General features: G+C 74.2%; 12 protein-coding genes. 9 read left to right on the top strand and 3 right to left on the bottom strand.

Annotated features, from left to right (window positions below):
• The first annotated feature begins 320 nt into the window (after positions 1-320).
• Complete coding sequence (locus tag SM611_RS06085) at positions 321-920, top strand: flavin reductase family protein (protein ID WP_371947882.1); 600 nt, start codon at positions 321-323, stop codon at positions 918-920.
• 38 nt (positions 921-958) lie between these two features.
• On the opposite strand, the gene SM611_RS06090 is transcribed toward SM611_RS06085, so the two are convergent.
• Positions 959-1894 (bottom strand): IclR family transcriptional regulator, encoded by a 936-nt coding sequence (locus SM611_RS06090; RefSeq protein ID WP_371947883.1) that lies wholly within the window; start codon positions 1892-1894, stop codon positions 959-961.
• Positions 1895-2072: 178 nt separating this feature from the next.
• On the opposite strand from SM611_RS06090, the gene SM611_RS06095 reads away from it, so the two are divergent.
• From SM611_RS06095 to SM611_RS06130, 8 genes are all read left to right on the top strand, one after another.
• Positions 2073-2948, top strand: coding sequence for a TIGR03619 family F420-dependent LLM class oxidoreductase (locus tag SM611_RS06095; RefSeq protein WP_371947884.1), 876 nt, complete (start codon positions 2073-2075; stop codon positions 2946-2948).
• Entirely contained in the window at positions 2945-3436 is a 492-nt protein-coding gene (locus SM611_RS06100) for a nuclear transport factor 2 family protein (protein WP_371947885.1), read from the top strand. Before SM611_RS06095 ends, SM611_RS06100 begins: the two co-directional genes overlap by 4 nt.
• A 264-nt stretch (positions 3437-3700) precedes the next feature.
• Positions 3701-4228, top strand: coding sequence for a hypothetical protein (locus SM611_RS06105; protein WP_371947887.1), 528 nt, complete (start codon positions 3701-3703; stop codon positions 4226-4228).
• Positions 4229-4270: 42 nt separating this feature from the next.
• On the top strand, positions 4271-4993 hold the full coding sequence (locus tag SM611_RS06110; RefSeq protein WP_371947889.1) for a vWA domain-containing protein: 723 nt from the start codon (positions 4271-4273) through the stop codon (positions 4991-4993).
• A 22-nt stretch (positions 4994-5015) separates the two neighbouring features.
• A complete protein-coding gene (locus tag SM611_RS06115; protein WP_371947890.1) occupies positions 5016-6107 on the top strand; it encodes a protein phosphatase 2C domain-containing protein in 1092 nt (363 codons plus the stop codon).
• Positions 6091-7200, top strand: a complete 1110-nt coding sequence (locus SM611_RS06120) for a hypothetical protein (RefSeq protein ID WP_371947892.1) — start codon at positions 6091-6093, stop codon at positions 7198-7200. Before SM611_RS06115 ends, SM611_RS06120 begins: the two co-directional genes overlap by 17 nt.
• Before the next feature lie 14 nt (positions 7201-7214).
• A complete protein-coding gene (locus SM611_RS06125; RefSeq protein WP_371947893.1) occupies positions 7215-9698 on the top strand; it encodes an ATP-binding cassette domain-containing protein in 2484 nt (827 codons plus the stop codon).
• 16 nt (positions 9699-9714) lie between these two features.
• Entirely contained in the window at positions 9715-10155 is a 441-nt protein-coding gene (locus SM611_RS06130; RefSeq protein ID WP_371947894.1) for a hypothetical protein, read from the top strand.
• Between the two features lie 193 nt (positions 10156-10348).
• On the opposite strand, the gene SM611_RS06135 is transcribed toward SM611_RS06130, so the two are convergent.
• The gene (locus SM611_RS06135; protein ID WP_371947896.1) at positions 10349-11146 is read right to left on the bottom strand and encodes a maleylpyruvate isomerase family mycothiol-dependent enzyme; all 798 of its coding nucleotides are present in this window, start codon (positions 11144-11146) and stop codon (positions 10349-10351) included.
• A gap of 10 nt (positions 11147-11156) precedes the next feature.
• Positions 11157-12002 (bottom strand): SGNH/GDSL hydrolase family protein, encoded by an 846-nt coding sequence (locus tag SM611_RS06140; RefSeq protein ID WP_371947897.1) that lies wholly within the window; start codon positions 12000-12002, stop codon positions 11157-11159.
• Positions 12003-12019 lie beyond the last annotated feature (17 nt).

The raw sequence follows: 12019 nt of genomic DNA on the forward strand, positions 1-12019 counted from the left end.
CCAGTCCTTCGACGGTGGCTTGACGGGAACGTAATTCTGGTGGAGGCAAGGTCACCCGGCCGATCCCGATCAGCGGGACGCGGGTCTCATCCGGGCCTCCCGGGGCCGGTGGGGCAGGCGCTTCCACTCAACGGGACCGGTACGCGCCGCCCGTCCGGGGCATGCCTACGTTTCAGGCGCACCGGCCCCTTGACCGGCGAAACGTCCACCCCGCTTATTGGACATTGCCGCTTATTGGGCATTGTTGTTGGACATGTTGGTGTTGAACAGGACGTCGCCGAACCATGACAGCGTCCCGTACCGATCCCCGAGGTGAACAGATGCCAGCCGAGCCAGCGCTCACCGCAGACACCGGCCGCACGCCCTCCGACGCCGCCGCGCCCGACCCGGCGGACTTCCGGAAGGCGATGGCGGAGTTCGCCACCGGGGTCACCGTGGTCACCGCACTCGACGGCGGCGAACCGGTCGGCTTCGCCTGCCAGTCGTTCGCGTCGGTGTCCCTCGAACCGCCGCTGATCCTGTTCTGCGCGGACAAGCGCGGCCGGTCCTGGCCGCGGATCCGCACCGCCGGGCGGTTCAGCGTGAACGTGCTCGGCGAGGAGCAGCGCGAGCTGTGCGAGCGCTTCGGCTCCAGCCGGGGCACGAAGTTCGACGGGCTGGACTGGGACGTCACCGAGTGGGGCACCCCCAGGCTGCCGGACGTCCTGCTGGCCGTGCACGCGGTCGTCCACGACGTGCACGAGGCCGGCGACCACGAGATCGTGATCGGCCGGGTCCTGGAGGTCGAGCGGCACGAGGTGCGGCACGGCGTCTGGCGGCGTCCGATGGTGTTCTTCCGCAGCCGGTTCGGCGTCGGCGAGCCGGACGCGCCGATCGCCCCGGACCCGTGGGGCCTCGGCGACCGGTGGGGCTGGGGCTGACGCCGGACGCCCCGCCGGACGCCCCGCAGGACGCGGGGTCACATCCAGTCGCCGCGTCCGTCCACGGCGAGCAGCCGGTTCATCGTCTCCGCCGACCATGTCGACTCCTGGCTCCGGCGGTGGGGGGCGGCGCGCCGGCCGCGCGCACGGTCGGCGCCGGGCGCCGAGCCGGGGAAGAGGATCTGCGAGATCTCGCGGGCGGCGGTGACGACCAGCGGCGCGACGTTCTCCAGCGGCGTGCGGATGTCGCCGACCAGCGAGATGCCGGCGACCGGCCCCTCGGCACTGCGGATCGCGGCCGCCACGCAGGCGATGCCGGGGAAGGACTCGCCGCGCTCGAACGCCAGGCCGCGGCGCTGCCGGATGCGGTGCAGCTCCTGGTGCAGGGTGCCGAGCTCGCCGATGGTGCGGTTGGTGAACCGGCTGATGTTCTCGCCGAGCAGCGCGTCCACCTGCTCGGGCTCCAGCCACGCCAGCATCGCCTTGCCGAGCGCGGTGCAGTGCGCCGGGGCGCGCCCGCCGACCCGTGACGGGACGGACGTGGCGAGCCGCCCGCCGAGCTTGTCCAGGTAGAAGACCTCGGCGCCGTCCAGCACGGCGAGGTGCGCGACGAGCCCGGTGGTGATCTGCAGCTCGTGCAGCAGCGGCGCCGCCGCCTCGCGGATCTTGCCGTGCCCGCCGTCCTGCCCGCCGAGGCCGAGGGCGCGCTGGCCGAGGCCGTAGCCGAACGAGTGGTGCGCGAGCCAGCGCTGCCGGACGAGCTGGTCGAGGATCCGGTGCGCGGTCGAGCGCGGGAGCCGGGTGCGGCGCGCGACGTCCTCCAGCGTCAGCCGGGCCGTCGGCCCGTTGAACGCGTCGAGGATCAGCGTCATCCGCTCGATCATCGACGGCGGCGACTCCCGCCGCGCGGCATCCGCCGACACCGTCGTCATGGCCTCCGGCGCCGCTGCCTCGCGCATCATCGCCTCGGTCATCGCACCTCCCAGAACCCGACTGAAATGAATTCTTGTTACCTGGAATGTAGCAACCGCTTGGTGCTCTGCCAAGAGGGGATGTATGTCCAGGTCAGCGAAGCTTAGGCAGTGAGACGCGATGCCCTGACCGTCGCGGAGTCCGTGATAGAACGTTTTCCTGCCGAGGAGGGGAGCAACGATGCGTGTCGGTATCGTCACGCCGGTGGTGGCGCAGCCGCCGCCCGGCAACGCCGCATGGGAGCGGGACGCGGGAATCGAGGAGATCGCGGCGATCGCCGAGACGGCCGACCGGCTCGGCTACCACCACCTCACCTGCAGCGAGCACGTCGCCGTCCCCGCGGAGGCGGCCGAGCGGCGCGGCGGCGTCTACTGGGACCCGCTCGCCACGTTCGGCTACCTCGCCGCCCGGACGTCCCGCATCCGGCTCGCCACGCAGGTCCTGGTGCTCGGCTACCACCACCCCCTCGCGATCGCCAAGCGGTACGGGACGCTCGACCGGATCAGCGGCGGCCGGCTCACGCTCGGGCTCGGCGTCGGCAGCCTGGAGGAGGAGTTCGACCTCCTCGGCGCCCCGTTCGCCGGCCGCGGCGCCCGCGCCGACGACGCCCTGGCCGCCCTGCGCGCCGCGCTCGGCCGCCGCGTCCCCGAGCACGACGGCCCGCACTACCGCTTCTCGGGCCTGGTCGTGGAGCCGCACGCCGTCCAGGAGCGGGTCCCGCTGTGGATCGGCGGCCGTTCGGGCCGCTCGCTGCGGCGCGCCCTGACCGCCGACGGCTGGGTCCCGTTCGGCCTGCCGCTGAAGGCCCTCGCCGAGATGCTCGCCGAGGCCGACGTCCCGGACGGCTTCGACGTGGTGCTCGCCCCGTCCCGCCTCCTGGACCCCTTGAACGACCCCGAGGCGGCGGGCACGGCCCTCACCAGGCTCCGCGACGCCGGCGCCACGATCGCCGGCGTGAAGTTCGCCTCCACTTCCGTGACGCACTACCGCGAGCAACTGGCCGCCCTGCGCGACCTCGCCGACACCTACGGCCTGACATTCGGGGAGAAGCAGTGACCGTCGAATCCCGCCTGGCCGCCCTCGAAGAGCGCCTCCGCACCCTTGAGGACGAGCGCGAGATCACCCGGCTGATCCTCTCCTACGGCCCCCTCGTCGACAGCGGCTGCGCCGCCGACGTCGCCGCCCTGTGGGAGCCCGACGGCGTCTACGACGTGGACGAGATCCTGATGACCGGCCAGGCCGAGATCGACGCCATGGTGCGCTCGGCCAACCACCAGCGCTGGATCGCCGGCGGCTGCGCCCACTTCGTCGGCCCCCCGCACGTCACCGTGGACGGCGACGAGGCCACCGCCGTCGGCTACACCCTCATGATCGTCAACAGGGACGGCTTCGCCCTGCGCCGCGCCACCGCCAACCACTGGCACCTGCGCCGCACCGGCGACGGCTGGCGCGCCGTGACCCGCACCAACCGGGTTCTGGACGGCCGCGAGGAGTCCCCCGACCTGCTCGCCTCCCAGTTCCCCGGCGCGATCCGGCACCGCTGACGCGCCCGCCGATTCGTGCCTTTCGTTCCGCGAAATCCCCTTTCGGCGGCCGGTGCCATCCGTATTTACCCGGGAGTGGCGTCCCAATGCGGCCAGCAAGGCAACTTTCATAGCGGGATAAACGACGGCGGTTCCGGTCGCAGAGTGTGCACAATTACTGCTTACCGGGATCAGGAAACCACTTCACATTTGCATTGCCATTGACTCATAATCGTCGGACGCGCATCGCCACGGGGGTGGGCACGATGCCGGACGGAGGGGTCAATGGAGCGTGCCGCGAGTTCGCCGCGGATAATCGCGGCCTCGGTGTTGCTCAGCGTTTCACTGGTGAGCGCGATCGCCGCGATCACCAAGGGGGGATCCGGGGACCCGGAACGGGTCGCGCCGGAAGTCACAAAGTCGAGTAAAACGGATGAACCCGGCAAGAGGCCGGGTCCGGCCGCCGAGCCGGCGAGCGTGGTCTGGAGCACCGTGGCGCCGCCGGCCGGCGAGCAGCCGTCGGAGTGGCACGCGGCGCTGAACAGCCACGACTGCGACTCCATCGGCAGGCTCGGCGCGAAGAGGGTCCAGTTCGTCTACCAGGGGCTCGGCGCTGCCTGCGCGGCCCTGGCCGACAAGGGCGGCACCGCCTGGGGCCCGGCGGCCCTGTCGCTCGCGGACGTGAGACAAGCTCCCGTTTCTTGCATGGACGCATTCGCCTACCGGCTTCTCCGCGATCTCGTGATCGCACACCTTCGGCAGCCGGGGCTGCCGCCGAAGGTCACCCGATCGGAGAAATCGATCATTTGCTGATCGGCGCCGGCGGGCGAGAGCCGACACCACGGGAGGAAAACGGTGCTGGACTACGGCGGGCGCGAACGCGCCTTCCCCTTCTACGTCGTCTGCGACGTGTCGCAGACCATGTGGGACCCTGATTTCAACACTTCGGCGCGGATACCCTTGGACGTTCTCCAGGACGCGGTTCCCGATCTGATCTACCGCGCCGAGCTCGACCAGACGATCTGCGACGCCGCGCTCATCAGCGTGATCGAATTCTCCAGCCGGGCGGAGGTCCTGCTGCCGCTCACCCGGCCGGGCGAGACCGACGACCTCCGGCGTTTCAACCGGGGCGACCAGACCGACTACGCGGTCGTCTTCGACCTGCTGCGGCGGCGCATCGACGAGGACTGCCGGCGGCTGGCGCAGACCTACGACCTCAAGCAACCCGCGGTGTTCTTCCTGACCGACGGCATCCCGTTCGTCGGCGACCGCGACCAGCCGGAGAGCGTGTGGCTGCCGGCCCGCAACCGGCTGCTCGCGCCCGACTTCGACTTCCGCCCCCAGCTCGTGGCCTTCGGGTTCGGGCAGGCGCGGCGGAACGTCCTGTGCCGGGTGGCGTCCGAGCAGGGCGGGCGGCGGCTGGCCTTCATCGCCGACCGGGCGATGGACGTCAGCGAGGTGCTGGGCGCGCTCATCGACACCCTGTTCATCAGCATCTCGGCCTCGGTCGCGCAGGGGGACCTGGCGGTCCGCGTCCCGGAGGGCATGGCCTGGGCCTGCCCGCTCGCGGCCGGCTGACCGCCGGGGATCGGAGGAACAGGTGTCGTTCGGACAGTTCGTCCTGGCGTTCGTCAGCGGGGCGTGCGGCCTCGCGGGGCTGCGGCAACTCGCCCTGGCACTGCCGGGAGCACCGTGGACGAGGCCGCGCGCCCCGTGGACCGGCGGCGGCGCCCCGGCCGCGGACCGGCGCCCGGCGGCGCTCCCGGCCGCGCCGCCGCCCGCACCCGACCCGGACCTCGTCCGCTACACCGGGCGCCGGCCCGCGGCCGTGTCGGTCGCCCTGCCGGAGACCGTGCTGGAGGGCCGCTCCAGCCTGCAGGCGGAGGGCGGCTGCGTCGGCCGCGTGACGATCCGGGCCGCGTCCTGCCGCGGCAGCGCCCACATGCGGGACGGCAAGCCGCGCCAGGACGCGTTCTGCGTCGGCGCCTCCGCCGACGGGCGCTGGATCGTCGCCGCGGTCGCGGACGGGGTCGGCAGCACCGCGCACGCGGAGGTCGCCGCGCAGGCCGCCGTCGCCGCCGCGGTCCGACTCACCGAGCAGGCGGTCACCGAACGGGCGCCCGCCGAGCGGACGCTCGGCGGGCGCGGCCGCGGCGGGTTCGGCCCGCGCGACTGGGAGCCGGTCTTCCGCCGCACGGCCGCCGAGATCGACGACCGGCTGCGGACGGTCGGCGGCGGGCCGGGGAGCCCGCGGCCGGGGCGCACGACGCTGCTGGTCCTCCTCGCCCCGGCCGACCCCCGGCCGGGCCGCACGGTGCACATCGCCGCCGTCGGGGACTCGCCGGCGCTGCTGCTGCGCCCCGCCGCCGGCGAGTGGTCCTTCGCGCTCGGGCCCGGCCGTCCGTCCGGGCACGTCCGGGACGACATCACACCCGCGCTGCCGCCCGGCCTGGACGACCTGCGCGCCACCACCTTCGAATGGGAGCCGGACGAGGTCCTGATGCTCGCCACCGACGGCTTCGCCACCGCCCTCGGCAACCGCAGCGAGCTGTCGGTGTCGCTCGCGGAGGAGTGGGGGCGACCACCCGATCTGCTGCGCTTCGTCCGGGACGTCGATTTCCGCCGCGCCACCTTCACCGACGACCGCACCGTCGTGGCCCTCTGGCCGGGAACCCATGACCGGCGCTGCTAGGGCCGCGGGCGCCCTCCCCGTGTACGTGCAGGCCGCCGACCTCGCCCCGGTGGGCGTCCTCGCGCCGCCGGGCGGGCAGTCGGCGAGGCTGGCGCGGTGCATCGCCCCGGACGGCGGCGAGTACGTCTTCAAGACCTACACGCCCGAGGTGCGCGGGGAGGTCCGGCTGCCGGCCCTCGCGGCGATGGCGGACTGGCGCCTCGGCCTGGGCGGCGACGAACGGGCGGAACTCGACCGCACCTGCGCGTGGCCGCGGTCCGTCGTCATGGACGGCCGGGCGGTGCAGGGCGTTCTCGTGCGGCCCGCGCCCGCCGCGATGTTCCTGGACGCCAACGGCCACTCGAAGGCGTGGTCGCTGCCGCGGCATCTCGACGCGCTCGCGCGGCCGGAGGCCAAGGCCCGCAAGCTCGGGTTCGAGTACTACCCGCCCCCGGTGAAGCTCGCCGTCCTCGCCCGCGTGCTGCGGACGATGCTGTGGCTGCACGGGCACGGGTACGCCGTCGGGGACCTGCAGCCGCGCAACGCCCTGTTCTCCTTCGACGGCGCCACGGCGGACGTGCTGCTGGTCGACTGCGACGCCTGCGTCCCGCTGTCCGGGGAGCCCGCGCACGCGCAGCGCGACCCCGCCGACTGGAAGGCGCCCTGGCCCGAACCGTTCGGGGTGCGGACGGACCTGTACAAGTTCGCCCTGCTGGTCGTCCGCTCGCTGCAGGAGAACACGGCGGCGCCCGCGACCGACCGGGACCGGCTCCGTGCGGTCATGCAGACCCGCACCTGCGACGTGCTCGTCGAGCTGTGCCGCGGCGGGCGGCCCGCCGACGCCGTGGAGCTGCTGCGCGACAAGGCGTCGGTGTGGCCGACGCTCGTCACCCCCCGCGCGCTCTACGTGCAGACCGACGCCAGCATGCGGCGGCGGTGGCATCCGGCCGGGGCTCCCCGCCCGGACGCCGCCGGGCCGTTCACGGCCGGGCCGTCCGCGTCCCCGCCCGAGGCGCCCTCGGCGGCCTCGTCCGGGACGGAGATCCCGACCGGGTTCGCCGTCGCCGTGGTGCTCGCCATCGCGTTCATCGTCCTCGTGATCATGCTCGCCTGAACCGAGAGGCCCCCATGTCCGATGCCCTCTACGTCACGGTCCGCGACTCGGTGACGAAGCTCGCGCCGTCCGGCGAGCACACCATCGGCGCCGGCGCGGGCGCGGACGTGCGCGTCGACCTCGGCGGCGCGTCCGAGCCGGTCGCGTGGCTGCGCTTCCTCGGCCACTGGATCCTGCGCCCGGCCGCGCACGTCGACGAGACGCGCGTCAACGGGACGCCGCGGGACGAGATGCTCATCCATCTCGACCCCGCACGGGACACCGCGGTGACCCTCGTGCTCGGCACGGGGCGCGCCGACCTCCTCCTCGGCTTCAGCGAACCGGTGCCGGCGCCCCCTCCACCCCGCCGGCCGAACCCCGTCGGAGCCGACCCCGGCACGCGCCCACCCGGCCCGCAACCCGGCGGGGCCAGACCCCGCGCCCACAAGCCCGGCGGGCCGCGCCCCGCGGCCGGGCCCGGCGTCCAGCAGCCCGGCGTGGCGGAGGCCGGCGGACCGGGGACGGCGGCCGGCGGACCGGGGGCGGAGGTCCGGCTGCATCGCATCGGCGGGCCGATGACCGTGCTCGGCAGCGGGCCGGGCGCCGACATCGACGTCCCGGACCCGGGCGTCGCGGCGCGGCACGCGACGCTCCGGCGGCAGGACGTCACCGGGCTGGAGATCCGCGACCACGGGCAGGGCGAGCCGACCTACGTCCGGGGCCGGCGGATCATGTGGGCGCGGCTGCGCGCGGGCGACTCGTTCTCGATCGCCGACAGCGTGTTCACGCTGCTCGACGACGAGACGCTGCGCGAGACGCGCCGGGCGCGGGGCGCCTCGCTGGTCATCAGCGGGCTGTCGGCCACGTACCGCGCGGGGTGGCGGCCGGGGGCGCGGCGGCCGCGGCCCGCCCTGAGCGACCTGTCGATCGTGCTGCGCTCGGGGGAGATCCTCGCGGTGATCGGGCCGTCCGGCGCCGGCAAGTCCACCTTCTTCAAGGCGCTGCTCGGCGAGGTCGACACGTCCGGACGGCTGCTGTTCTCGGGGCTCGACCTCGGCACCGAGGCCGAGCAGATCCGCGACATGGTCGCGTTCGTCCCGCAGCAGGTCGACCTGCACGAGAGCCTCACGGTCGGCCAGGTGCTGCGGCAGGCGGCCCGGCTGCTGCCCGGGGCCGGCAGCACGGCGGCGCGGCGCGCGGCGCGGGTCGCGGAGATCGCGGAGCACCTCGACATCGCCGAGCTGGCCCGCACGCCGATCCGCTCGCTGTCCGGCGGGGAGAAGCGCCGCGTCTCGATCGGCGTCGAGATCCTCGGCGGCCCCCGGCTGCTGATGCTGGACGAGCCGACGTCGGCGCTGGACGCGGGGCGCGCCCGGTCGGTGATGCGCCTGCTGCGCGGCATCGCGGACGGCGACTGCACCGTCGCCGTCGTCACCCACGCGACCGACCAGCTCGACGGCGTCGACAAGGTGCTGGTGATCGGCGACAACGGCCGCCCGCTGTACTACGGCGAGCCGGGCGCCGTCCTCGATGACATGGGCGAGACCGGATTCGCCGACCTCATGACGACGGCCCGCCACGACTCCGGCGAGGCGGCGGCCCGGTTCCTCGCGGGCCCGGTGCCCGCGGAGGCGGCCCGGCTGGCCGCGGCGGCGCCCGCCCCGCCGGAGGAGCCGCCGCTGCGCGCCGAAGCGCCCCGGCGGCGCGCCGTCCGGCAGTTCCCCGTCCTGGCGGCGCGGGAACTGGCGCTGCTGCGGGCGCGCGGGCCGCTCGCGCTCCTCCAGATCCCCGCGATCCCCGCGCTCGGCGGGCTGCTGGCGGCCCTCGGCGCCTCCGCCGCCGGGCTGGGCGGCCCCGCGGGGACCAACGGGCACGCCGTCCAGGCGCTCACGCTGCTGATCACCGCCTGCGTGTTCGCGGGCCAGTCGATCACCTACGGGGACCTGGTGGCGCAGTTCCCCGTGCTGTGCCGGGAACGGCGCGCGGGCGTGTCCACCGGCGCGGTCGTCGCGGCGAAGGCCGCGGTCTTCGGCGTCGTCGCGGTGCTCCAGGCGATGATCACCGTGGGCGTCTTCCGGCTCCTGCGCCCGGCCGCGACGGACTCCCTGCTGCTGGGCGCCGACGCCGACATGGCGGTCTGCCTGGCGGCCGGCGCGCTGACCGCCATGTGCCTCGGGCTGCTGATCTCGGCCGCCGCCCCGACCGTGGAGCGCGCGGTCGGCTGGGCGACCGCGACGGCGATCTGCCAGGTCGCGCTGAGCGGCGGCCTGCTCGACCTGTCGGAGCGCCCCGTCCTGAACGCGATCAGCTGGCTGCTCCCCTCCCGGTGGGCCACCGCGGCGCTCGCCGCCTCGTCCGACGTGCCGGGGACCGCGTTCCCCGGGGTGCCGGACGACGTCCTGTGGCAGCACCGCCCCGGCCAGATGATCTCCGATGTGGGTGTGCTCCTCGTCATGACGATCGCCTTGGGCGGTGCGGCCTGGCTGGTGCTCCGGCGCCGGCTGGCCCGCCGCTCCTGAACCCTGGGAGAGCGCGATGACCAACAAGAAGAAGAAGCTCACGCTGTGGTCGGCGGTCTCGTTCCTGATCGCCCTCGTGCCCATCGGCGGCTGGCTGCTGCCCGACCCCTTCGGCACGCACGACGACGACGGCCGGAAGTTCGGCGGGCAGTGGAGGGGGACGATCGTCCGACCGTCCGGCGACCGGTGGGAGCTGGACATCACGCTCGACGTCGACCACAAGACGGGCTCGTTCGACCTCGCGTCCCCGGCGATGCGGTGCTCGGGGACGCTGACGGTGGTGTCGCACTCGGGCGAACGCCTTCGCGTGCTCGAACGGCTCACGCGCACGGTGCGGGGGACGTGCACGCCGAACGCCTACATCACCCTGTCGTTGCAGGGCACGGGCGTCCATGTCGTCTGGCAGGACGCCGACGCCCTCAACGTCATCGGCACGGGCGAGCTCAACCGCGGCTGAGCGAGCGGGACGGGTCAGCGGGACGGGTCAGCGAGACGGGCCGCCGCCGAACCACTCCCCCGCGGCCGGACGGCGGTCGGCGGGGGCGGGGATGTCCGCGGGGCCGGACGGGGGGCCGTTCCGGCGGGCCTCCGCGCGCTCCTGGAGCGCCGCCTCGACCCGTGGCGGACGTACCGCCTGCCGGGGCGCGCCCTCAGGGAGTGACGGCCATGGCGGCGAGGACCCTGGCGGCCAGATCCGGGTCGCCCGTGACGCGGACGGCGGCCTCGCCGGGGGCGCGGCGGCCGGCGGTCAGGCAGACGTAGGTCTCCCAGTCCATCGCCAGCTCGGCGGTCGGCGCCGCGCCGGACGACGGACGGCCCCGTCCGTCCTCCCCGACCTCGACGGCCGCCTCGAAGTCGGGCGGGCCGGAGATGGCGAAGGCGACGGACTCGCCCGGCGCGGCCTTCGCGCGGCGGGCGACGATGAGCGGCAGCGCGCCGCTGAAGAGGGTCCAGAAGCAGTGCGCCGCCGGGGCGTCCAGGTTGCCGGGGCGGCCGACGGCGCGGCGGACGTCCTGCTCGTGCGTCCAGCAGTCCATGGCGCGGACCATCATCAGGCGGGAGTAGGGGCCCTCCCGGCCGTCCGGCATCGTGACGACGCGGTCGGGGTCGAGGGTGGGGAGCTGGGCGAGGCGGCGCTCCAGGGCGTCCGCCAGCTCCGCCGCCACGGCCGGGCCCGGGACGGGGCGGCGCAGGTGCACCGCCGCCTCCAGGGCCCGGCCGAAGTCGTTGCGGACGTGGGGGAACTCGGGGACGTCGACGTCGGGTGAGGGGTCGCCGAGGAGATCGAGCTCGATGCCGACCAGATGGGACAGCTGGTCTTTGACCGTCCAGCCGGGGCAGTCGGTCGGACGGTCCCAGTCGTCGCCGGTGAACGTCCCGGCGAGCGCGAGGGTCGAACGGACCGTCTGCTCGTAGGCGGCGGTGTTGGCGCGCATCTCCTCGTTCATCCTCCGGAGACTACGCTCCCAGCGCGCTGCCGATGATGCCGGCGTAGGCGGCCTCACCGCGGGCGTTCGGGTGCAGCGGGGCGGCGGGGTTGAGCGGGACGTAGCCCTCGATCCACCGCTTGGACGCCGACTGGCAGCCGTCGTGCCCGGCGCTCGGCGTGACGAGGTCGATGTAGGTGGCGCCGTGGGCGTTCGCCTGGACGCGGATGACGTCGTTCATGGCGTTGACGGCGCCCTGGAGGAAGTTGGCGTCCGTCGGCAGGACGGGCTGGAAGGGCCAGCAGCCGTTCTGCTTGATGTAGAGGCCGTATCCGGTCACGACGATGCGCGCCTTCGGGGAGCGGGCACGGATGCCGTCCAGGACGGCGCCGAGCTTCGGGCCGAGGTCGCGGGTCTTCTGCGCGACCTCGGCCTCGAACTCGCCCTTGCAGGGGGTGGCGGTGGGGTCGAGGTTGACGCAGTCCTCGGCGACGCCGACGAGGCCGACGTCGTTGCCGCCGATCGTGAGGGTGACCAGGGTGGTCGAGGCGGTGAGGGCGTCGAACTGGGGAGGCACGGTGCCGGTGTCGACGCCGCCGACGCTGGTGCTCTGCCCCTCGGTCATGTGCTTGGTCCGGGCGCCGCTGCAGGTGACGTCGCGGAGGTCGGCGTTCAGCGCGTCGGCGAGCTCGTGCGCGTAGTTGTGGGTGGAGCGTCCGCATCCGATCGGGCCGGTGATGTCGGGGATGAGGGGCCCGGAGGCCATCGAGTCGCCGAGGGCGACGTACTCCACCGTGGCCGCGTGGGCGGGGGTCGCGGCGAGGGCCGTTCCCGCGAGAACGAGCGCGCCGACCATGCCGTGCAACAGACGCTTCATGCCAACTCCCGGCGTCA

It is taken from the genome of Actinomadura monticuli (genome assembly GCF_041463655.1).
Lineage (GTDB): Bacteria > Actinomycetota > Actinomycetes > Streptosporangiales > Streptosporangiaceae > Spirillospora > Spirillospora monticuli.